This window comes from Pseudomonas sp. PP3, assembly GCF_905336995.1.
GTDB classification, from domain to species: Bacteria; Pseudomonadota; Gammaproteobacteria; order Pseudomonadales; family Pseudomonadaceae; genus Aquipseudomonas; species Aquipseudomonas reinekei.
Map to the genome: position 1 here is coordinate 347,856 of NZ_HG995459.1, position 21,762 is coordinate 369,617.

The 21,762-nt window shown below is 60.0% G+C and carries 24 protein-coding genes; 10 read left to right on the forward strand and 14 right to left on the reverse strand.

Annotation, left to right across the window (positions count from 1 at the left end):
* Positions 1–62: 62 nt before the first annotated feature.
* Positions 63–608, reverse strand: a complete 546-nt coding sequence (locus tag KHO07_RS01565; protein ID WP_212626315.1) for a twin-arginine translocation pathway signal protein — start codon at positions 606–608, stop codon at positions 63–65.
* 28 nt (positions 609–636) lie between these two features.
* Complete coding sequence (locus KHO07_RS01570) at positions 637–2,067, reverse strand: coniferyl aldehyde dehydrogenase (RefSeq protein WP_212626316.1); 1,431 nt, start codon at positions 2,065–2,067, stop codon at positions 637–639.
* A 146-nt stretch (positions 2,068–2,213) separates the two neighbouring features.
* On the opposite strand from KHO07_RS01570, the gene KHO07_RS01575 reads away from it, so the two are divergent.
* Positions 2,214–2,882: a TetR/AcrR family transcriptional regulator gene (locus tag KHO07_RS01575; RefSeq protein ID WP_075946332.1), complete on the forward strand. Its 669-nt coding sequence runs from the start codon at positions 2,214–2,216 to the stop codon at positions 2,880–2,882.
* Between the two features lie 49 nt (positions 2,883–2,931).
* The gene (locus tag KHO07_RS01580; RefSeq protein ID WP_150734142.1) at positions 2,932–3,786 is read left to right on the forward strand and encodes a sulfurtransferase; all 855 of its coding nucleotides are present in this window, start codon (positions 2,932–2,934) and stop codon (positions 3,784–3,786) included.
* 94 nt (positions 3,787–3,880) lie between these two features.
* Here KHO07_RS01580 and KHO07_RS01585 read toward each other — a convergent pair whose 3' ends face one another.
* The 6 genes from KHO07_RS01585 to KHO07_RS01610 all read right to left on the reverse strand — a co-directional run bounded on the left by KHO07_RS01585 (position 3,881) and on the right by KHO07_RS01610 (position 10,732).
* The gene (locus tag KHO07_RS01585; protein ID WP_150734143.1) at positions 3,881–4,732 is read right to left on the reverse strand and encodes an AraC family transcriptional regulator; all 852 of its coding nucleotides are present in this window, start codon (positions 4,730–4,732) and stop codon (positions 3,881–3,883) included.
* A gap of 3 nt (positions 4,733–4,735) precedes the next feature.
* Positions 4,736–5,731: a hydrolase gene (locus KHO07_RS01590; RefSeq protein ID WP_212627581.1), complete on the reverse strand. Its 996-nt coding sequence runs from the start codon at positions 5,729–5,731 to the stop codon at positions 4,736–4,738.
* A 190-nt stretch (positions 5,732–5,921) separates the two neighbouring features.
* Positions 5,922–7,136 (reverse strand): insulinase family protein, encoded by a 1,215-nt coding sequence (locus tag KHO07_RS01595; RefSeq protein ID WP_212626317.1) that lies wholly within the window; start codon positions 7,134–7,136, stop codon positions 5,922–5,924.
* 143 nt (positions 7,137–7,279) lie between these two features.
* Positions 7,280–7,894 carry a 16S rRNA (guanine(966)-N(2))-methyltransferase RsmD gene (gene rsmD, locus KHO07_RS01600; RefSeq protein WP_150734145.1) on the reverse strand — a complete coding sequence of 205 codons (615 nt, stop codon included), beginning with the start codon at positions 7,892–7,894 and terminating at the stop codon, positions 7,280–7,282.
* Entirely contained in the window at positions 7,894–9,384 is a 1,491-nt protein-coding gene (locus KHO07_RS01605) for a pitrilysin family protein (RefSeq protein WP_212626318.1), read from the reverse strand. Before KHO07_RS01605 ends, rsmD begins: the two co-directional genes overlap by 1 nt.
* Complete coding sequence (locus tag KHO07_RS01610; RefSeq protein ID WP_212626319.1) at positions 9,377–10,732, reverse strand: pitrilysin family protein; 1,356 nt, start codon at positions 10,730–10,732, stop codon at positions 9,377–9,379. The genes KHO07_RS01605 and KHO07_RS01610 overlap by 8 nt, the downstream gene beginning before the upstream one ends.
* A 342-nt stretch (positions 10,733–11,074) precedes the next feature.
* Between KHO07_RS01610 and ftsY the strand changes: the two genes are divergently transcribed.
* The 4 genes from ftsY to rpoH all read left to right on the forward strand — a co-directional run bounded on the left by ftsY (position 11,075) and on the right by rpoH (position 15,235).
* Positions 11,075–12,580: a signal recognition particle-docking protein FtsY gene (ftsY, locus tag KHO07_RS01615; RefSeq protein ID WP_212626320.1), complete on the forward strand. Its 1,506-nt coding sequence runs from the start codon at positions 11,075–11,077 to the stop codon at positions 12,578–12,580.
* Complete coding sequence (gene ftsE / locus KHO07_RS01620; RefSeq protein ID WP_003229148.1) at positions 12,577–13,248, forward strand: cell division ATP-binding protein FtsE; 672 nt, start codon at positions 12,577–12,579, stop codon at positions 13,246–13,248. The genes ftsY and ftsE overlap by 4 nt, the downstream gene beginning before the upstream one ends.
* The gene (ftsX, locus tag KHO07_RS01625) at positions 13,245–14,267 is read left to right on the forward strand and encodes a permease-like cell division protein FtsX (protein WP_150734149.1); all 1,023 of its coding nucleotides are present in this window, start codon (positions 13,245–13,247) and stop codon (positions 14,265–14,267) included. The genes ftsE and ftsX overlap by 4 nt, the downstream gene beginning before the upstream one ends.
* A gap of 113 nt (positions 14,268–14,380) precedes the next feature.
* Entirely contained in the window at positions 14,381–15,235 is an 855-nt protein-coding gene (rpoH, locus tag KHO07_RS01630; protein ID WP_056853991.1) for an RNA polymerase sigma factor RpoH, read from the forward strand.
* A gap of 159 nt (positions 15,236–15,394) precedes the next feature.
* Here the strand turns inward: rpoH and mtgA are convergent, their stop codons facing one another.
* Positions 15,395–16,117 (reverse strand): monofunctional biosynthetic peptidoglycan transglycosylase, encoded by a 723-nt coding sequence (gene mtgA / locus KHO07_RS01635; RefSeq protein ID WP_150734150.1) that lies wholly within the window; start codon positions 16,115–16,117, stop codon positions 15,395–15,397.
* Positions 16,118–16,191: 74 nt separating this feature from the next.
* On the opposite strand from mtgA, the gene KHO07_RS01640 reads away from it, so the two are divergent.
* From KHO07_RS01640 to trmB, 4 genes are all read left to right on the forward strand, one after another.
* On the forward strand, positions 16,192–16,572 hold the full coding sequence (locus KHO07_RS01640; protein WP_150734151.1) for a DUF423 domain-containing protein: 381 nt from the start codon (positions 16,192–16,194) through the stop codon (positions 16,570–16,572).
* Between the two features lie 71 nt (positions 16,573–16,643).
* Positions 16,644–16,844: a sulfur carrier protein ThiS gene (gene thiS / locus KHO07_RS01645; RefSeq protein ID WP_050562648.1), complete on the forward strand. Its 201-nt coding sequence runs from the start codon at positions 16,644–16,646 to the stop codon at positions 16,842–16,844.
* A gap of 51 nt (positions 16,845–16,895) precedes the next feature.
* A complete protein-coding gene (locus tag KHO07_RS01650) occupies positions 16,896–17,690 on the forward strand; it encodes a thiazole synthase (RefSeq protein WP_032884143.1) in 795 nt (264 codons plus the stop codon).
* Between the two features lie 9 nt (positions 17,691–17,699).
* Positions 17,700–18,425: a tRNA (guanosine(46)-N7)-methyltransferase TrmB gene (gene trmB / locus KHO07_RS01655; RefSeq protein ID WP_077046063.1), complete on the forward strand. Its 726-nt coding sequence runs from the start codon at positions 17,700–17,702 to the stop codon at positions 18,423–18,425.
* A 121-nt stretch (positions 18,426–18,546) separates the two neighbouring features.
* On the opposite strand, the gene KHO07_RS01660 is transcribed toward trmB, so the two are convergent.
* Genes KHO07_RS01660 through metW form a run of 5 tightly spaced genes read right to left on the reverse strand, consistent with a single transcriptional unit; the run spans position 18,547 to position 21,756 of the window.
* Entirely contained in the window at positions 18,547–18,870 is a 324-nt protein-coding gene (locus KHO07_RS01660) for a DUF3392 domain-containing protein (RefSeq protein ID WP_212626321.1), read from the reverse strand.
* A 9-nt stretch (positions 18,871–18,879) separates the two neighbouring features.
* Positions 18,880–20,085, reverse strand: coding sequence for a radical SAM family heme chaperone HemW (hemW, locus tag KHO07_RS01665; RefSeq protein ID WP_150734152.1), 1,206 nt, complete (start codon positions 20,083–20,085; stop codon positions 18,880–18,882).
* The gene (gene rdgB, locus KHO07_RS01670) at positions 20,082–20,678 is read right to left on the reverse strand and encodes an RdgB/HAM1 family non-canonical purine NTP pyrophosphatase (protein ID WP_150734153.1); all 597 of its coding nucleotides are present in this window, start codon (positions 20,676–20,678) and stop codon (positions 20,082–20,084) included. Before rdgB ends, hemW begins: the two co-directional genes overlap by 4 nt.
* On the reverse strand, positions 20,675–21,109 hold the full coding sequence (locus tag KHO07_RS01675) for a DUF4426 domain-containing protein (protein ID WP_212626322.1): 435 nt from the start codon (positions 21,107–21,109) through the stop codon (positions 20,675–20,677). The genes rdgB and KHO07_RS01675 overlap by 4 nt, the downstream gene beginning before the upstream one ends.
* A gap of 26 nt (positions 21,110–21,135) precedes the next feature.
* Positions 21,136–21,756 (reverse strand): methionine biosynthesis protein MetW, encoded by a 621-nt coding sequence (gene metW / locus KHO07_RS01680; protein ID WP_150734155.1) that lies wholly within the window; start codon positions 21,754–21,756, stop codon positions 21,136–21,138.
* Between the last annotated feature and the right edge of the window lie 6 nt (positions 21,757–21,762).

Sequence of the window (21,762 nt, forward strand, 5' to 3'; positions counted from 1 at the left end):
ATTATTGGAGGGCACGGTCAAATGTGGGAGCGAGCCTGCTCGCGATTGGGGGCGACTCGGTTTCAAACGATCGGAGGTCCGGGATACCCGCAATGCGCCCACGACTCCTTGCGCCCATACCAGGCCATCATCACCAGTTGCAGCAAAGAGCTGTGGCCCATGCGCAACAGGCTCAAGGCGCTGTTTTCCCAGCGATCGAGGAAGCGCCGGATATCGTTGGCGCTGGCGTTTTCCCAACTGCCCCAGATACCGGTCAGCGGGCCGCGAGTGACGGCCATGCCCAACACATCGAACAGTTGCCGGGTCAGCTTGAGCATTTCCGGCGACAGGTGATCAAGGTTGTAATCCAGGCTTTTCAACGTGCCGTCGATGGCATCCGGCATGTGTTCGGCGGCAACTGCACCCTCGAGCATCACCGGGAGCAGCGCCCGCAGAAACAACAGGTCGCCACTGCGCAACGCGGCGAAACCACTTTGCGCCGCACCCGAAGAGCAGCCGGTGAGGCTGGCGCCCAATCCGGCGGTGGCGAGAAAGGCGCTGGCGCCGAGGCTGAACTTGAGCAGGCCGCGCCGTGACAGCGCGGGAGTATCGGACAGGCTTGGGTTCATTCTTGTTATTACCCGAGGATGACGATCGTTAGCGAATAAACAACTTCTGGATCAGTTTTTGAATGGATTTGCCGTACGGCGGATAGATGAGTTTTGCCGCGTTGAAACGCTGTTTGATCAGCACACCCTTGGCCTTGCTGAATGTGAGGAAGCCTTCGTGGCCGTGGTAGTGGCCCATGCCCGAAGCACCGATGCCACCAAATGGCATGTCGTCCTGGGCCACATGCAGCAGCGTGTCGTTCAGGCACACGCCGCCGGAGTGGGTTTCATGCAGGACGCGGTTTTGTTCGCGCTTGTCGTAGCCGAAGTAATACAGCGCCAGTGGGCGAGGGCGCTGGTTGATGTAGGCAAACGCCTGGTCGAGATCCTTGTACGGCACGATCGGCAGCAGCGGGCCGAAGATTTCATCCTGCATCACGGTCATGTCATCGCTGACGTTGAGCAGCAGGCTATGACCCATGCGGCGCCCCTGGCCCTGCTCGAACAACGGAATCAGCAACGCGCCCTTGCTGGTGGCATCGCTGACGTAGCCGTTGAGTCGCGTCAGTTGCCGATCATTGATGATTGCCGTGTAGTCCGGGTTGTCCTCCAGCGTCGGATAAAAACTGCGCACGGCTGAACGATAGGTTTCGACGAAACCTCCCACACGATCCTCCGGCACCAGCACGTAATCCGGGGCCACGCAGGTTTGACCGGCGTTGAGGGTCTTGCCGAACGCGATGCGTTCGGCGGCATCCTTGAGCGGCACATCGTGGGAGATAATGGCCGGGGACTTGCCACCCAGCTCCAGGGTCACCGGTGTCAGGTTTTCCGCCGCCGCGCGCATCACATGCTTACCGATGCTGGTGGCGCCGGTGAACAGCAAGTGATCGAAACGCAGACGGGAAAACGCCACGCCGATGTCGGCCTCTCCCAGCACCACGCAGACCAGGTCTTCGGGGAAGATTCGAGCCAGCAATTGCTTCATCAGCAAACCGGTGGCCGGGGTGGATTCGCTGAGCTTGAGCATCACCCGGTTGCCTGCCGACAGTGCGCCCACCAACGGACCGATGGCCAGATACAGCGGGTAGTTCCACGGCACGATGACCCCGACCACGCCCAGCGGCTGGTAAATCACTTTGGCCGAGGCTGGCTGGAAGGCGACGCCGACCTTGCGGCGCGACGCACGCATCCAGCCTTTGAGGTGCCGGCTGGCGTAATGGATGCCGTGCAGGCTGGGCATCAATTCGGCGAGCAGGGTTTCATCGGCGCTGCGATGGCTGAAATCCTGGCTGATGGCGTCAATCAAGGCCTGGCGCTCGCTGTTCAGCAGGTCGCGCAGCGCCTTGAGCCATTGCTGGCGCTGGGCGGCTGGGGGCATCGGGTTGGCGGCGTAGGCTGCGCGTTGGGCTTCGAACAGGGCCTGAAGTTCGTCCAGGGGCTGCTGTAGGTTTTGCAGGTAGGAAATATCAGCAGTCATGGTCGGCTCCGGATTTATTGTAATGAAGCACTTTTTAGAGTCTATGCTCTAAAAAGTCAAATGCCTTCCTCGCGCAGCGATGTTCCATCCTCTTGCGGATAGGTCGTAAGATGCCCGCCAACGCACTCTGAATTAAAGCTCAAGCCATGGCCCCACGGATCAAAACCAGCGAGCGCATCGTGCAGAACAGCCTGGAGCTGTTCAATCAACAGGGCGAGCGCAGTATCAGCACCAACCACATTGCTGCCCATATGGAAATTTCTCCGGGCAACCTGTACTACCACTTCCCGAACAAGCAGGCGATCATCGCCGTACTGTTCAGCGAATACGAAACCCTGGTGGACAGCTTCCTGCGTCCGCCACAGGGCCGTGCCGCAACAGTCGAAGACAAGCGCTTCTATCTCAAGGAATTGCTCTCGGCGATGTGGGGATACCGGTTTTTGCATCGTGATCTTGAGCATCTGCTCGACAGCGATCCGGAACTGGCCGCCCGTTACCGGCGTTTTTCCCAGCGCTGCGTGATCCAGGGCATGGCCATCTACGAAGGTTTCGTGGCCGCCGGCATCCTGAAAATGGACCGCGTGCAGATCGAATCCCTGACCCTCAATGCCTGGATCATCCTCACTTCGTGGGTGCGTTTTTTGTGCACCACGCGGGAGAATTCCAGCCATCTGAGCGAACAGGCGATCAAACGCGGCGTCTATCAGGTATTGGTCCTGGAAGCCGGATTCGTTACGGATCAGGCGCGCGATGCCGTGAATGCCCTGTTCGAAGAGTTTTACGTACCGCTGGCCCAGGCGCTGGAAGAAATCTGAACCAAAGCATTGCAGCAGGACCGAAAATCGCCCATCACAGGAGCCCGTTATGCCCATTGCGCAACTGATCAGCCCGCAAGCACTGGACCTGAAAAAGGACCAGCCGGGGTTGGTGATTCTGGATTGCCGTTTTGCCCTCGAAGACCCGGATTACGGTCAGCGCAGCTACGCCGAGGGGCATATTGCCGGATCGAGTTTTGCCGATCTCGAGCGCGATCTGAGTGGGAAAGTGGTCAAGGGTGTGACCGGGCGTCATCCGTTACCCGAGCCGGCTGATTTGATCGAGCGCCTGCGAGCCTGGGGCATCAACAACGACAGTGAAGTGGTTTTGTACGACGACGGTCCGGGTGCCTACGCGGCGCGCGCCTGGTGGTTGCTGGCCTGGCTGGGCAAGCGCGATGGCGTGTTTATCCTCGATGGTGGGCTCAAGGCCTGGCACGCGGCGGGTTTGCCGCTGAGCCTTGATGCGCCGTCGATCACGCGCGGGACTTTTACCGGCACCGCTGATGCGTCGTTGCTGCTTGATGCCGAACACTTGCAAAAACGCCTCGCACAACCAGAGCTGACCTTGCTAGACGCTCGCGCGCTGCCGCGCTTCAAGGGTGAAGTGGAACCGATCGATCCGGTTGCCGGGCACATCCCCGGTGCGCAATGCGCGGCGTTTACCGACAACCTCGGCGCGGACGGACGTTTTCTGCCGGCTGATCAGCTCAGGCAGCGCTTCGCGGCCAAACTGGGAAATCGTTCGCCGAATGATCTGGTGGCGTACTGCGGTTCCGGCGTGACGGCTTGCCATAACCTGTTTGCGTTGTGTCTGGCGGGTTATCCGCTGGGCTCGTTGTATGCCGGGTCGTGGAGCGAGTGGATCAATGATCCGGCTCGCGGGATTGCAACAGGCGAATAAACGTACGCTTCTGTAGGCGCTGGCTTGCCAGCGATTGAAACGACGCGGTATTTCGGATTGACCGCGTCATCGTTCATTGCTGGCAAGCCAGCTCCTACAGTTGTATTGATTTCTTAAGTAATTGTCCGGCACTTCGATACGCCCCCGGCCCAACCCCATAGACCTGCTTGAACTGCCGACTGAGATGGCTCTGGTCGGCAAAGCCCAATTGCGTGGCCACTTCCAGTGGCAAGCATCCGTTTTGCAGGAGCGCCCGCGCCTGGGCGATGCGCCGCTGCATCAGCCAGGTGTGTGGCGGCATGCCAGTGGCACGGCGAAAGACCCGGGCGAAGTGAAAGGGTGAAAGATTCACCGCTGCCGCCAGCGCTTCCAGACAAGGCGGTGCAGCGAGTTGCGCGTGCAGCAACTCCTTGGCCATTGTCACCGCGCGATGTTCCTTCCCGGGTTTGCCTGCGTCCGGTACCGCGGCATGACGCTGCAGCAGCGACAGCATCAGCTCACGCCAGGCCGTTTGTTGTTGCAGCGCCGTGGAAGGGCTTTCCAGCAATCGATGCAACTGGCAGAAGCCATTCACCAGATCCGGGTCGCGGTACAACGTGGCACCGAATGCCGGCGGGTTGTGGGTTGGCAGCTCAAGCTCGGCCAGCAGTGAAAGGATCTGCCCGCTATCCGGATAAAACGCGCGGTACAGCCAACCGTCCTCCGTGCCCTTGTGGCCGGTGTGCAACTCGTCGGGGTTGATCAGCACCAGCGTGCCGCTGCCCGCCAGATGCTCGGCGCCGCGATAGCGGTAACGCTGGGCGCCGGCCATGATCATGCCGATCACATAGCCGTCATGCACATGGGGCGCGAAGCGATGATCGATGTAGCGGGCGGACAATAACTCGACCCCGGCCAGTGGCGGGGTTTGCCAGAAATGGATCGATTCGCCCTGATCGGTATCCACGGCTTACTCGCTGCCTGCCTTGGCCAGCCACTGGGGGATGCGCCGTTCCAGGTAGTAACCCGGTTGCTTGACCGAGCCATCGACAAACCCGACGTGCCCACCCTTGGCTTGCAGTTCGAAGTGCGTGCAGGCCGATAACTCATCGGCTTGCGGCAGGCTGTGGGGAAAGACGAAGGGATCGTCCGCGGCCTGGATAATCAGGGTCGGCGTGCGAATTTCTCCGAGGAAGTAGCGGCTTGAAGCGCGGCGATAGTAATCCTCGGCATCCACGAAGCCGTTCAGTGGCGCGGTCACCCGGCCATCGAAATCCCAGAACGTACGCATGTTTTCCAGCGAGCCGAGCGCGGCCAGTGCGGCAAGACCATCCTCGCGCCCGTCATGCTGGAACTGCCGCTGTTTGTTCTTGATGTAGGCCAGCATCTCGCGCATGAAGTGCGCCTGGTAGACCTTCGAAAAACCCTGGCCGATCCGGTCGGCGCACTGGTCCAGACGAAACGGCACCGACACCGCCACCGCGCCCAGCAAGCCGCTGTCACTGCCGGTTTCGCCCAAATGCTTGAGCAGGATATTGCCGCCCAGGGAATAACCGACTGCATACAGCGGCGCCAGAGGTCGCTTGGCCTGCAGATGCCTGATGGTTTCGGCCAGGTCTTCGCTGGCGCCGGAATGGTAGCTGCGCGGCAACAGGTTGGGTTCGCCGGAGCATCCGCGCCAGTTCAACGCGACGCTGGCCCAGCCTTGATCAGCCAAGGCTTTCTGCATGCCGGCCACGTAAGGTGAATTCGACGAGCCGGTTAACCCGTGCAGCACCAACACCAACGGCGCCTCGGCGCTGTGCGGGCCATGCCAGTCGAGGTCGAGGAAGTCGCCATCCTCAAGCCACAAGCGTTCGCGCTCGCGGGGGATGTGCACGGTTTTACGCCAAAGTGGTCCCCACAAGGTTTGCAAGTGCGGGTTGCCGAGGCCGAAGGCAGGGCGAAACGAGGGCGGCTGAGCGATTGCGGACTGCGCTTGCACATCAATTCTCAATGACGGTTTTCGTGAGATTGCGCAATGACACAGCGGGCTTTCTCCCATGGCCGCATCACGTTGCGCAATCTAACTTGCCACAATCCCTTTGGCCGCGCGACACAGCATTTGCTGTATTTTCCACCGACAGCGGATGCAGTCCTTTTTGGCGTACGGCCAGCTATTTTTGTACCGCGTCAATCGGGAAAATGTGGGCCGTGGTCATTCGTCGTTCAGTGAAGTAGGTATTGGCGAACTTCTGAATGTCATTGGGTGTGACGTTGAGCAGATTTTGGCGTTGCTGAACCAGATCGATGTCCGTCAAACCCATACTGGCCAAGTGGTTCAGGAAATAACCGAACCACCAAGGCTCGGCTTCAAGCTCGGCTCTGCTGGCGAGACGGCTTTCCTGCGCGCGGTTCAACGATTCCATGCTGATTGGCGTGTGTTTGAGCTTCTCAAGGTAAGCATGCAGGCCGCGTTCCAGCTGATCGGGTGATTGTTCAGGTGAGTGGCCCGTGACGCTGCAGTAAAAGACAGCGGCGTCTCTGTTTTCCAGGTTCAGGGCTGCGCCGTATCCATCCGGTAACAAGTAAAAGTACTCGGTCACAAGTTCCTTGATGAGGGTCAGCGCGGAAATATCTTTTGGGTTCTCGTATAAAGACTTGGAATCGGAAAGATTGAAGGCGGTTATCGCGACAGGAACTTCAGTGTTTTTACGTAGTTCGACATGGCGCTTTCCTGGTTCAGCCAGTTCTCTCGTGAACAGTGTGTCTTCAATTGTCTTTCGAGGGATATCGGCGAAATGTTTTTGAACTAAAAGCAAAGCGTCTTCCGCGTTTATGTTACCGCTGATGACCAGTCTTGCATTGTTAGGTGCGTACCACTGTTCATGCCATGTTTTTAACTTCTCGACATCTAGTCGGGCCAGGCTGGCCACGGTAGTTTCATAATGGCTGTAACGAGTCTGAGGGAAAAGGAGTTTCGCAACTTCCAGAGGGATGCTGTGGTTGGATATGAATAAATCGGCTTCGTGTCGGATGTCATTGGTCCAGCGAACCACCTTCTGCAGCGATTCATCGGTAATGATGGGCGTTGTCATAATCGCAGCATGTTGGCGCAAAGCCTTGTCCAGCTCAGCGGGTGCAAACACTTCAGTAAACAACGTGTGGTCGTCATAGAGCCTGATACTCTCCTTGGAAGGCCTCTCGTTTCCCAATGCGCGGATCAGGGTATCGTTGATGCCTGCGCTTTCCGGTATTTCATTTCGCCTACTGACGAAGTAGGAAAGATGCAACCAAAGGTTTGTCTGTTCATTGTCGTTGTTGATGATGATTTGAAAGCCGTTATCGAGCGTGAACTCTTTAACAGAAGAAGTTTGACTGGCTATAGGCATAAGTTAAGTCTGTGTGTGTTAAAGCGAGTTATTTCGCTCGCTTACACTGGCGTATGCACAGCAGACCTGTCTAATGAGGATATATTTCCTGGTGCGACAGATGAAAGGGGTGAACGGGTGAAACTTGGTTCACCCGTTACAAGTTACACAGTTGGAGCAGAGCTGCGCTGCCAAAGTGAATAGTACACCCGCCCGGATTTTTGCTCCCGGTGCAGACGCCAGTTCTGCGGCAGGCCGAGGGTCGACGGCGCTGACTCGCTTTCGGTGTACACCCAGGCATCCTCGGCCAGCCATTGGCGTTCTTCGAGCAGGGCGCAAACGGCGGGCAGCAGGTTCTGATTGAACGGCGGGTCGAGGAACACCAGGTCGTAGGCTGTGGCAGTCTGGGTTTCCAGGTAGCGCAGGGCGTCGGCGGTCTGAACCTGGCCGGTGGTGCAGCGCAATGTGCCCAGATGCTCCTTGAGGCTCGACACCGCAAGGCTGCTGGCGTCCAGCGCCTGGCCCATGGCGGCGCCACGGGACAAGGCTTCGAGGAACAGCGCGCCGCTGCCGGTGAACGGGTCCAGCACCTTGGCGCCGGGAACGTAAGGCGCCAGCCAGTTGAACAGGGTTTCACGCACCCGGTCCGGTGTCGGGCGCAGGCCCGGGGCGTCAGGGAAGCTCAGTTTACGGCTGCGCCATTCGCCGCCGATGATGCGCAATTGGTTCACGCCGTTGTGCACGTTGTGAACAGGTTTTTTAGGGCGGGAAGTGGCCATTAATGCTCCGGGACCCCGAGCGGTTGCTCGGCAGGTTTATCAGTAGGGGCCGGTAACGGCTTTTGCGGCACGGTCGGGCCAGCGCTGACGATGACCATTTTGTCCGTGCTCAGGTGTTTGTTCATGGCTGCCTTGACTTGCTCGACGGTCAGGTTCTGGGACTGTTGCATGAAGTCTTCCAGATGACTCAACGGCAAATTATAGAAGCCGATGGCGCCCAGTTGGCCGACGATGTCGGCGTTGCTGGCGGTAGACAGCGGGAAGCTGCCGGCCAGTTCGCGCTTGGCATCGTCGAGTTCTTTTTCGGTCGGGCCGGTTTTAAGGTAGTCCGCCAGGACGTCCTGCACCAGTTTCAGGGTGCCTTCGCTCATCTCGGCGCGGGTCTGCAGGTTGATCATGAACGGGCCGCGCGCCTGCATCGGGCTGAAACCCGAATACACACCATAGGCCAGGCCACGCTTCTCGCGCACTTCGCTCATCAGTCGCGTACCGAAGCCACCACCGCCGAGGATCTGGTTGCCCATCGACAGGGCTGCATAGTCGGGATCGTCACGGTCGATGCCCAGTTGCGCGAGCATCAGGTTGGTCTGTTTGGACGGGAACTCGATGTGACCGATGCTGGCCTCGGGTTCGGTCGGTTGGGCGATTTTCGGCAGGGCCGGGCCTTTGGGCAGGGCGCTGGAAACCTGCGCCGCAATGGTCTCGGCCTCGGTGCGCGACAAGTCGCCGACCAGCGCGATCACCACGTTGCCCGCTGCATAGGCTTTCTCGTGGAAGGCGCGCAGTTGCTCGAGGGTCACCGTGGGAACGGATTTGGCCGTGCCATCACTGGCGTGCGCGTACGGGTGAGCGCCGTACAAGCGGTTCATCAACTCCAGGCTGGCCAGTTTGCCGGGGTTCTGTTTCTGGTACTCGAAGCCAGCGAGCATCTGGTTCTTGATGCGGGTGAACGAGTCGGCCGGGAAGGTCGGTTTGCCGACGACTTCAGCGAACAGCTTCAACGCCGGTTCACGCTTGTCCGGGGCACTGAGGCTGCGCAGCGAAGCAACCGCCATATCTTTGTAAGCGCCATTGCCGAAATCGGCCCCCAGGCCTTCGAAGCCTTGGGCGATGGCGCTGACGTCTTTGCCGGCCACCCCTTCGTTGAGCATGGCGTTGGTCAGCAGTGCCAGGCCCGGTGTATTGCCGTCCTGGCTGCTGCCGGCGGCAAAGATCAGGCGCATGTCAAACATCGGCAGCTCGCGGGCTTCGACGAACAGCACTTTGGCGCCTTCGGCGGTGTTCCAGGTCTGCACGTCGAGTGTGCGGTGGCTTGGCGCCTTGCCGTTGAGTTCGGTCAGCGATTGCAGCTTCTGGCTGGCCTTGGCCTTGTCCAGCGCTTCGCTGGCGCTGGTTTCGCCGGTCTTCGAAAAATAGAACGCGGCGGACCCGATCAGCGCGACGGCGATAAGGCCGAACAGGGCCAGGCGCGGTTTTTTACGCTCACTCATGAGTCGTCTCCTCTGGCAGTACATGGGCGACGCTGAGACGTTCGCGGGTGAAATACAGCCTGGCGGCTTTCTGGATGTCTTGCGGGGTCACGCTTTCCAGATCGGCGAGTTCGGTGTCCATCAGTTTCCAGGAAAGACCGACGGTTTCCAGTTGACCGATGGCCGTGGCCTGGCTGGTGATCGAATCGCGCTCGTAAACGAGGCCGGCGATGACCTGTGCCCGCACGCGTTCCAGTTCTTCAGTGGTCGGCGCGGTGGTTTTCAGCTGCTCAAGCAACTTCCACAAACCGGCTTCGGCCTGGGCGATGGTTTTGTTTTTCTGGCTGTTGGGCGTTGCCGACAGGGTAAACAGACTGTCGCCACGGGTGTAGGCGTCGTAGCTCGACGAACCGCCGGACACCAATTCTTCGCCGCGCTCCAGTTGAGTCGGGATGCGTGCGCTGTAGCCGCCATCCAATAGTGCGGAAATCAGGCGCAGGGCGTTCACCGAGCGTTTGTCTTCAGCGGTGGCGATGCCCGGCACGTTGAATGCCAGCATCAGGCTGGGCAATTGGGTCTTCACGTGCAGGGTGATCTGGCGCTCGCCGGGCTCGGCCAGTTCCAGCGGTTTTTTCGCGGCAGGCACGGCACGTTTGGCGATCGGACCGAAGTAGCGCTGGGCCAGGGTTTTGACTTCCTCAGGCGTCACGTCGCCGACCACCACCAGCGTGGCGTTGTTGGGCGCGTACCAGGATTCATACCAGTGGCGCAGCTCTTCGACTTTCATGCGTTCCAGGTCTGCCATCCAGCCGATGGTCGGCGTGTGATAGCCGCTGGCCGGGTAGGCCATGGCCTTGAAGCGCTCGTAGGCCTTGGACATGGGTTTGTCGTCGGTACGCAGGCGACGTTCTTCCTTGATGACTTCGATCTCGCGGGCGAACTCGTCCGGCGGCAGGCGCAGGCTGGCCATGCGGTCGGCTTCCAGTTCGAAGGCGACGCCCAGGCGATCACGGGCCAGCACCTGGTAGTACGCGGTGAAATCGTCGCTGGTGAAGGCGTTCTCTTCGGCGCCGAGGTCGCGCAGTATCAGCGACGCTTCGCCGGGGCCGACTTTTTCGCTGCCCTTGAACATCATGTGTTCCAGGGCGTGGGACAGACCGGTCTGACCCGGTGTCTCGTAGCTGGAGCCAACCTTGTACCAGACCTGGGAAACCACCACTGGCGCGCGATGATCTTCGCGCACGACGACCTTCAAGCCATTGTCGAGGGTAAATTCGTGGGTGGGTTGTGGGTCGGCAGCCAAGGCCGAGAGGGGCAGACAAACTGTGCTGAGCAGCAGGCCTGCGGCGCGGCGGGCTAGAGCATTCATTCGTGTTTAAACCTTTGGGGCTGCCCGCTAGGTCTTAGCGTCGGCGGGCGAGAGGGTGCTAGGATACTGATCCGTTTTACTGGCGGCCACGCCTATCAGGCCTTTGCGTTTGATCAGGTTGTTTGGGTTTACGGCAGAAGGCTGTGGTTTATCAACTAGACTCTGCTTTTTCGCCGATTTTTCCGCATCAGTCCTTAGTGAAATCGTTTTTGTAAGGTGCCGTTCGCACCTCGACAAAATGTTGCGCGTGAACAAGCTGGGTCAATCGCAGTCTGTTCTGCATCGAAAATTTATTTGCCGGGGCGCCATTGGCGCGTCGCTACCGTGAGATAGCCGTCCTCCATGTTTGGTTCCAACGACGACAAGAAGACCCCAGCTGCGGCTGGCGAGAAGAAAAGCCTGTTCGGATGGCTGCGCAAAAAGCCGCAGGAACCCGTCGTCGAACAGCCACAGCCACTTCCTGAGCCACCACCGGCGCCGGTAATAGAAGAAGCGCCAGCGCCGGCAGTCTTGCCCATCGCCGAGCCGGTGCTGCAACCGGCCGTCGAGCCTGAGCCTGAAATCACCGCCGAACTGCCGCTGACCCCGGCCGCCGAACCGTGGCTGACCTTGCCGGTGGCCGAAGAGCCGGTGGCGCTGGTCGAAGACGCGCTGGCGCCGCATGTGACGCCACCGATTCCTGCTCCGGCGGCTTTTGCCCCTGAGCCAGTTCCGGTTGTTGAGCCGGTCGTTGAAGTTGAAGCTGTGCCCGAACCGGTCATTCCGGCATTCGTTGCACCCGTTGTTCAGTCGCCCGAGCCTGCACCTGCACCTGCACCTGCACCTGCACCTGCACCTGCACCTGCACCTGTTATTGCTCCAGTTGTCGACGCACCTGTCGAAGCGCCGGTCGAACCGGTACGCACCGAAGAATCCAAGGCCGGCTTCTTCGCCCGCCTCAAGCAAGGCCTGTCCAAGACCAGCGCCAGCATCGGCGAAGGCATGGCCAGCCTGTTCCTGGGCAAGAAAGCCATCGATGACGAACTGCTCGATGACCTCGAAACCCGTCTGCTGACCGCCGACGTGGGTGTGGAGGCGACTTCGGTGATCATCCAGCGCCTGACCCAGAAGGTCGCGCGCAAAGAACTGGCCGATGCCGATGCACTGTACAAATCCCTGCAAGCCGAATTGGCGGCGATGCTCAAGCCTGTCGAACAGCCGCTGAAAATCGCCTCGCAGAACAAGCCGTTTGTGATTTTGGTGGTCGGCGTCAACGGTGCCGGCAAAACTACGACCATCGGCAAGCTGGCGAAGAAGCTGCAACTGGAAGGCAAGAAAGTCATGCTCGCCGCCGGTGACACCTTCCGTGCCGCAGCGGTCGAGCAGTTGCAGGTCTGGGGCGAGCGCAACAAGATCCCGGTCATCGCGCAGCACACCGGCGCGGATTCGGCTTCGGTGATCTTCGACGCCGTGCAGGCCGCCAAGGCCCGTGGCATCGACGTGCTGATCGCTGACACCGCCGGTCGCCTGCACACCAAAGACAACTTGATGGAAGAGCTGAAAAAGGTTCGTCGGGTGATCAGCAAGCTCGACGCCGACGCGCCGCACGAAGTGCTGCTGGTGCTCGACGCCGGTACCGGCCAGAACGCTATCAACCAGGCCAAGCAATTCAACCAGACCGTCGAACTGACCGGACTGGCCCTGACCAAGCTCGATGGCACCGCCAAGGGCGGCGTCATTTTCGCCCTGGCCAAGCAGTTTGGCCTGCCGATCCGCTATATCGGCGTGGGTGAAGGCATCGACGATTTGCGCACTTTTGAAGCAGAACCCTTTGTCCAGGCACTGTTTGCCGAGCGGGAGCGTTCATGATTCGTTTCGAACAGGTCGGTAAACGCTACCCGAACGGTCACGTCGGCTTGCATGAGCTGAGCTTTCGAGTCCGTCGGGGCGAGTTTCTGTTTGTCACCGGCCATTCCGGCGCCGGTAAAAGCACCTTGTTGCGGCTGTTGCTGGCCATGGAGCGTCCAACCAGCGGCAAGTTGCTGCTCGCCGGGCAGGACCTGAGCACCATCAGTAACGCCCAGATTCCTTTCTTGCGGCGGCAAATCGGCGTGGTGTTCCAGAACCACCAGTTGCTGTTCGATCGCACGGTGTTCAACAACGTCGCACTGCCGTTGCAGATCCTTGGCCTGTCCAAGGCTGAAATCGCCAAGCGCGTGGATTCGGCCCTTGAGCGTGTGGCGCTGTCGGACAAAACCGATTTGTACCCGGGTGATCTGTCCACCGGTCAGCAACAGCGCGTCGGCATCGCCCGCGCCATCGTTCATCGCCCGGCCTTGCTGCTGGCGGACGAACCGACCGGTAACCTCGACCCGCGTCTGGCGGCGGAAATCATGGGCGTGTTCGAAGACATCAACCGTCTCGGCACCAGCGTGCTGATCGCCAGTCACGACCTGGCGCTGATCGCCCGCATGCGCCACCGCATGCTGACCCTGCAACGCGGCCGATTGATCGGCGACGGGGAGGCCGGCGTATGAGTGCGACACGCAGTCCGAAGGTTTCCGAGCGCGTGGCCCCCAAGGCCGCCGATCCGCAGCCGCAGAAGAAAAAACGCGATGACGATGACGGCCCGGATTTCGCCACGCTGTTGCGCGCCTGGATTGAAAGCCACCGTGCCAGTTTGCTGGACAGCTTGCGCCGTCTGGGCAAGCAGCCGATTGGCAGTTTTTTCACCTGCATGGTGATGGCTGTTGCCCTGAGTTTGCCCATGGGGCTGTCACTTTTGCTAAGTAACGTCGAGCGTCTGGGCGGTTCCTGGCAGCGTGCGGCGCAGATTTCCCTGTACCTGCAACTCGAAGCCAGCCCGGCGGAAGGCGAGTCGCTGCGTGAGCAGATCAAGGGCATGCCCGGCGTAGCCGATGCCGAGTACGTGGGGCGCGATCAGGCGCTGGAAGAGTTCCAGCAGCAATCCGGTCTGGGCGATGCGCTCAAGGAGTTGCCGGAGAACCCGCTGCCCGGCGTGGTGCTGGTGACGCCGAACGAAGTCGACAAGCCCGCGCTTGAAGCATTAAGACAAAAACTTTCCGAATTGCCCAAGGTACAGCAGGCACAACTTGATCTAGTCTGGGTCGAGCGTCTGGCAGCCATCCTCAAGCTGGGAGACCGTTTTGTCTTCGGTCTGACCGTGCTTCTGGTTTCTGCATTACTTTTGGTGATAGGCAATACCATTCGTCTTCATATTGAAAACCGCCGCACAGAGATAGAAGTGATTAAACTGGTGGGCGGCACTGACAGCTATGTGCGCAGGCCCTTCCTGTATATGGGCGCGCTGTATGGCTTCGGTGCAGGGCTTCTGTCCTGGGGAGTGCTGGCGTTCGGCCTGAACTGGCTGAACGATGCAGTCGTCGGGCTGGCCGGTTTGTATGGCAGTGATTTCGCGCTGGCCGGCGTGCCGGTAGCCGATGGTCTATCACTCTTGCTTGGCGCGGTGCTGTTGGGGTATATCGGTGCATGGATTGCAGTCGCACGTCATCTCAGGGAGCTGGCGCCGAAGTAGAATCTTTTTTGCGCGTGATTGACCTTGCATTTTCAAGGGGAACTTGTCTTTCGGTTTCCGGTCAATTTTCGCAGTGCCATTGGCACGAGTCTGTAAGTCGGAGGTTTTTTCGTATGACCAATTCTTTGCAACCTGCGTACGCGTTGGTTCCGGGTGCAAACCTGGAAGCCTATGTGCACACCGTCAACAGCATTCCATTGCTGACGCCGGAGCAGGAGCGTGAACTGGCCGAGAGTCTCTATTATGAGCAGGATCTTGAGGCGGCTCGGCAGATGGTGCTCGCCCACCTGCGTTTTGTCGTACATATCGCCCGTAGCTATTCCGGCTACGGTCTGGCTCAGGCTGACCTGATCCAGGAAGGTAACGTTGGCCTGATGAAGGCCGTGAAGCGCTTCAACCCGGAAATGGGCGTGCGCCTGGTGTCCTTTGCAGTGCACTGGATCAAGGCGGAAATCCACGAGTTCATCCTGCGCAACTGGCGCATTGTGAAAGTCGCGACCACCAAGGCTCAGCGCAAGCTGTTCTTCAACCTGCGCAGCCAGAAAAAGCGTCTGGCCTGGTTGAACAACGAGGAAGTCCATCGCGTGGCGGAAAGCCTCGGTGTGGAGCCTCGGGAAGTGCGCGAGATGGAAAGTCGCCTGACCGGTCACGACATGGCCTTCGACCCGGCAGCCGAAGCCGACGACGACAGTGCTTTCCAGTCACCGGCCAACTATCTGGAAGACCACCGGTACGACCCGGCGCGTCAGCTGGAAGATGCCGACTGGAGCGACAACTCCAACCACAACCTGCACGAAGCGCTGGAAGTGCTGGACGACCGTAGCCGTGACATCCTCTACCAGCGCTGGCTGGCGGAAGAAAAAGCCACGCTGCACGACCTGGCGCAGAAGTACAACGTCTCGGCCGAGCGTATTCGTCAGCTTGAGAAGAGCGCGATGAACAAGCTCAAAGTGTCGATTGCCGCATAACGGCAAAGCAGCAATAAAAACGCCCGACGATTGATCCTGTGGGAGCGAGCTTGCTCGCGATGAGGACTGAACATTCAACATCTTCGTTGACTGTCAGGCCGTCATCGCGAGCAAGCTCGCTCCCACAGTGTTTTGTGGTGTTTGTAAAATTGATGGTCGCTACTGCGACCAAGGCGCCCGGCGTGAATCGTTCAACCCCACCAAATAGCTGTCCCCACCCAACTGACTCATCTGACGCCGAATCCAGCCTGCGCGACGTGCGACGTAACCCGTCGGATGGCTCGCACTCCATACCCGCGGGTTGGGCAAAACGGCCGCCAACAAACTCGACTGCTGGCGGCTGAGACCTTTGGCGCTCACGCCAAAGTGATGCCTGGCCGCCGCCTCGGCGCCAAACACACCGTCGTCCCACTCGACACTGTTGAGGTACACCTCAAGAATCCGCTGCTTGGGCCAGAACACCTCGATGAGCCCGGTGAACCAGGCTTCCAGGCCTTTGCGCAGCCAGCTGCGTCCGGACCACAGGAACAGGTTTTTCGAGACTTGTTGGCTCAAGGTGCTGGCGCCGCGAATCGAACCGCCAAGTTCGTTGTGGGCCAGCGCCGCCTTGATCGCGTTCACGTCAAAACCCCAGTGCTCGGGGAATTTCTGGTCTTCGCCGGCAATCACCGCGACCTTCAGGTCATCGGAGATTTCATCCCACGGCTTCCATGAGCGTTGCAGGTCGATGGGCTCGCCATCGATCCAGGATTCGATCTTGCGCTCGACCATCAGCGCCGTCCCGGGTGGCGGCACCACGCGGAAGATCAGTACCAGCAAGACACTGCCGCCCATGAACCAGAGCACGGCCTTGATGAAGTGACGCAAATAGATACGCAGCATAGAGATGGCTTGGCCGAACCCGTGGAGCGGGCCATTATACAGACCCTGTTGATCGAGTCTGACTGGAGTTCTCCATGCTGCGTGGCTTTCTGATGCTGGCCGCTTTTTTCGGCTTCACCGGTGTCGGCCTTGGGGCCTTTGCCGCCCACGGTCTGAAAAACCGCCTGAGCGCCGAGTATCTGGCGATTTTCCATACTGGCGTCACCTATCAACTGGTACACACATTGGCGTTATTGGGTGTCGCATTGCTGGCCACGCAGATCCCCGGACGCCTCGTGACGTGGGCCGGCGCTTCTTTTGCCATCGGCATCCTGCTGTTCTCCGGCAGCCTGTACGTGCTGACGCTGACGGGTATCAGCAAGCTCGGTATCGTCACCCCGTTTGGCGGTCTGGCGTTCCTGGTGGGCTGGTTCTGTCTGGGGCTCGCCGCCTGGCGCTTGCCGTTGACCGCTTGACGCTTGTTGCTGACCTTTAGGTCACGATCGGGCTAGAATGCCAGCCCCTAAAAATGATGGCGGCATCCGGTATGCGCATTCAGTTGAACGGCGAATCCTTTGAACTGCCCGACGGTGAAACCGTTGCGGCCCTGCTGACCCGTCTGGACTTGACCGGACGCCGGGTGGCGGTCGAACTCAATCTGGATATCGTCCCGCGCAGTCAGCATGCAGACACCGCGTTGAACGACGGCGACAACGTCGAAGTCGTGCACGCCATCGGCGGCGGCTAGTCGTCCGGCCGAGTGGCCACAGCATTCAGCAAGCCCTACAGAGGATTTCCCATGAGCATCGTTCGTAGCGACAAGCCTTTCGTCCTGGCCGGTCGTACTTACCAGTCGCGTTTGCTGGTCGGTACCGGCAAGTACCGTGACATGGAAGAAACCCGTCTGGCCATCGAAGCCTCGGGTGCCGAGATCGTCACCTTCGCCGTGCGTCGCACCAACCTTGGCCAGATCGAGGGCGAGCCGAACCTGCTCGAAGTGCTGTCGCCGGATCGCTACACCTTCCTGCCGAACACCGCCGGTTGCTACGACGCGATCGAGGCCGTGCGCACCTGCCGCCTGGCCCGTGAGCTACTCGATGGTCACAACCTGGTGAAGCTGGAAGTGCTGGCCGACCAGAAAACCCTGTTCCCCAACGTGATCGAAACCCTCAAGGCAGCCGAAACGCTGGTCAAGGAAGGTTTCGACGTGATGGTCTACACCAGTGATGACCCGATCATTGCCCGTCAGTTGGCGGAAATCGGCTGCATCGCAGTGATGCCGCTGGCCGGTCTGATCGGTTCCGGCCTGGGGATCTGCAATCCTTACAACCTGCAGATCATCCTCGAAGAAGCCAAGATCCCGGTGCTTGTGGATGCCGGTGTCGGTACCGCTTCCGATGCCACCATTGCCATGGAGCTGGGCTGTGACGCGGTGCTGATGAATTCGGCCATCGCCCACGCCCAGCAGCCGATCATGATGGCCGAAGCCATGAAACACGCGATCGTCGCGGGCCGCCTGGCCTACCTCGCCGGCCGCATGCCGAAAAAACTCTATGCCAGCGCCTCTTCGCCGCTGGATGGTCTGATCAAGTAAGAGCCATTGATGACTGAATCGAACGACACGCCTATCCAGACGGAAGAAGGCGACGAGCGCCAACACCGCCGCATCAAGAGTTTCGTGATGCGCGCCGGGCGCATGACCGAAGGCCAGCAGCGCGGCCTGGACCAGGGCGCACCGAAATTCGTGTTGCCGCTGGCCGACGCGCCAGTGGACTTCGACCAGGTGTTCGGTCGCTCGGCACCGCGCTCGCTGGAAATCGGTTTCGGCATGGGCCATTCGTTGCTGGAAATGGCAGCGGCTTCGCCGGAGCAGGATTTCATTGGCGTCGAGGTTCACCGTCCGGGTGTCGGCGCGCTGCTCAATGGCGTGTTGACCCAGGGTTTGACCAACCTGCGGGTCTACGATTGCGATGCGATCGAAGTACTCAACCGCTGCATCGCCGACAACAGCCTGGATCGCTTGATGCTGTTCTTCCCGGACCCTTGGCACAAGAGTCGTCACCACAAGCGTCGTATCGTTCAGGCATCGTTTGCCGAGCTGGTACGCAGCAAGCTGAAGGTTGGCGGCATTCTGCACATGGCCACCGACTGGGAACCGTACGCGGAATACATGCTGGAAGTGATGAACGTTGCGCCGGGTTATCGCAACCTCGCCGAAGACGGCAAGTGCGTACCACGCCCGGCCGAGCGGCCGATCACCAAGTTCGAACGCCGCGGCGAGCGTCTTGGGCATGGCGTGTGGGATCTGAAGTTCGAAAAACAGTCCTGAGCCTTGCGCGACAAACCTGTAGGAGCCGGCTTGCTGGCGATGGCGTGTCAGTCAACATTGATGTGTCTGCCACGCCATCGCCAGCAAGCCGGCTCCTACAGGTTATTTGCACATCCGCAAATCAGCGGCGGTCTGCGACGACGCCGATGAGCACTAACACCACCAGCAACACCGGCGCCAGGCTGTAGTTGTTGAACTGGCTCAAGCCTTTGACGATCCATGGCGTGGCGTAGATCAGCGCCGCGCCGCTGCCGATCATGCACAGCAGGGCCATCAGGGGGACGCGCAGGGCGCCGGCGATGCTGCCCAGGCGTTGGTCGACCCAGCCTTTGAAATCCGCACCGAACAGCACCAGCAGACAACCCACCAGGGCCAGGGCGATTTCCGAGAGGTTGCTGCGGCTCCAGCGAGACACGGTGGCAAGCAGGTCGAGTACCAAATCCATTCGATTTCCTTATGTCAGAAATTTCTGCAGCAAGTCGTTGAGGAAAAGTTGTCCGCGCGTCGTGGCTACCAGACGTGACGGTTCGACCTGCAACAGGCCGCTTTGTTCGGCTTCCCGGCGGCCTTCGGCAAGGCTTTCCAGGGTCATGCCGGTACGTTCCGGGTACAGCCGCGATTCGACGCCATCCGTCAGGCGCAGCGCGTTCATCAGGAATTCGAACGGCATCTCGTCGTTGCCCAGGGCTTTCTCGCCGGCCAGGAAGCTCTTTGCCGGGTTCAGGTAATCCTTCGGCAGCCGGGTTTTCCAGGTGCGGACAATACGCCCGTCCGGATGACTGAGCTTGCCGTGGGCGCCGGCGCCAATGCCGATGAAGTCGCCAAAACTCCAGTAATTGAGGTTATGCCGCGCCGGTCGACCGGGCAGGGCATAGGCCGAGACTTCGTATTGTGCGTAACCGTGTTCGGCGAGCAGTGCCTGTCCCGCTTCCTGAATGTCCCACAGCGTGTCGTCCTCGGGCAGCGTCGGCGGCTGGTTCCAGAACACGGTGTTCGGCTCCAGGGTCAGCTGATACCAGGACAGGTGCGTCGGTTTCAGGGCAATCGCGGTGCGCAGGTCCGCGAGGGCGTCGTCCAGGGACTGATCCGGTAGACCGTGCATCAAGTCCAGATTGAAGTTATCGAACCCGGCCTGACGTGCCATGCCGGCGGCGCGCACCGCTTCGTCACCGTTGTGGATGCGGCCCAAGGCCTGGAGTTTTTCCTGCTGGAAGCTCTGGATGCCGATCGACAGGCGATTGATCCCCAGTTTCCGGTACGCCACGAACTTGTCTTGTTCAAAGGTGCCGGGGTTGGCTTCAAGCGTGATTTCGATATCGCTGGCAAAGGCAATGCGCTGTTCCACGCCCTTGAGCAACCGGCCCAAGGCTTCGGCGCTGAACAGGCTCGGCGTACCGCCGCCGAAGAAAATCGAGCTCAGTTCACGCCCGTAAACGGCATGCAGGTCCTGGTCGAGGTCGGCCAGCAACGCGTCGACATACGCTTCTTCCGGCAGCACGGGGCTGGCAGTGTGGGAGTTGAAGTCGCAATAGGGGCATTTGCGTACGCACCACGGAATGTGGATGTACAGCGCCAAGGGCGGCAGCACCGGCAGGGCCGTCCGAGGCGATTGCGCATCGCCGCCGAAAATCAGTGGCGATGCAGACGATTCACGGGTCATTTCAAGCCCAGACGCTGGCGCAGCAGATCCATTGCACGGGCGCGGTGGCTGATCTGGTTCTTGTCGGCCGGGGTCAACTCGGCGCTGGAGCAATCGCGCTCCGGCACCCAGAACAGCGGGTCATAGCCAAAACCGTGTTCGCCGCTGGCCTGGGTCAGGATGCGCCCGTGCCATAGGCCTTCGCAGAGGATCGGCAGCGGATCATCGGCGTGACGCACCAGCGCCAGTACGCAGACAAACTGAGCGCCGCGATCAGCTTCCGGCACGTCTTTCAGCGCGTCCAGCAGCTTGGCGTTGTTTGCTGCATCGCCCTTGCCGTCGGCATAACGGGCCGAGTAGATACCCGGCGCGCCGCCAAGGAAATCCACCGCCAGCCCGGAATCGTCGGCCAGCGCCGGCAGGCCGGAGATGCGCGCGGCATTGCGGGCCTTGAGGATGGCGTTCTCGACGAACGACAGGCCGGTTTCTTCAGGCTCGATGCTGCTGAATTCGCCGATCGAGCGCAGTTGCACCGATTGGCCGAGCATGGCCTGGAGTTCCTTGAGTTTGCCGGCGTTATGGCTGGCCAATACGAGTTGCGTGAAGTTGATCATTGGCCGGGGAATAGCTCTTGGTTGAAGTTGATGGTGTTGATTTTGTCACCGGTCTGCACCTTGATCTCGAAGGTGCGGGTTTCCTGCTGGGGCACCGGGTACTGGGCGATGTAGTAAATCGCACCTTGTTCGGTGACCTGCTTGAAGTTCAGCGGCACGCTTTGGCTGGTCAGGTCTTTGACCGCACCGCTGACCTGCGCGATCAACGGCTTGCCGTCCTTGATCACCGAAATGTTGATCACGCCCTGATTCTTGCTGCGGATCAGTTCAGCCGACTTGGCGATGTCCGGCGTCAGGAAGGTGGAGTTGAAGGTGTTGTAGTGCACGGTGACGTCGCCGAAAGTTTCCTTGCGCTCGCCTTTGATGGCGTCGGCGGCCACGGCGGTGACGCTCAGGCAGGCAGTAAGTAAAAACAGCGTTAGACGACCCATGATCGTTCTCCTCGAAATGTGGTGAGTCAGACCGCGACCTTGTGGTCTGCAAGCCCCGGGCTGCTGACGCGGTAAATACCGATCTCACCTAACAGATTAGGCCATAGCTTACTGGCCCACCCGTGCCGATGCTGTTGATCCACGGCAAGCCGATCTATGACCTTGGCTTCACGTTCGCGACACAAGGCTTCAAAGTCCGCGAAGGTACAGAAGTGGATGTTCGGCGTGTTGTACCAGGTGTAGGGCAGGAACTCGGAGACCGGCATCCGTCCCTTGCTCGCCAGGTACCAGCGGCAACGCCAGTGACCGAAGTTGGGAAAGGTGATGATGCACTGGCGACCGACCCGCAGCATTTCATCGAGGATCTTGTCCGGGTAATGCACCGCTTGCAGCGCCTGGGTCATGACCACGACATCAAAGCTGTTGCTGGCGAAGTTTCCCAGGCCCTTGTCCAGGTCCTGCTCGATGACGTTGATGCCTTTGGCCACGCACTCGGCGATGTTGTTCGCGTCGTTTTCCAGGCCATAACCGGTGACTTGCTTGTTGTCGCGCAGCCAGGTCAGCAGTTCGCCGTCGCCGCAACCGAGGTCGAGCACGCGGCTACCGGCGGGGATCCATTCCTGGATGATTTCCAGATCAGCTCTCATGGCTAT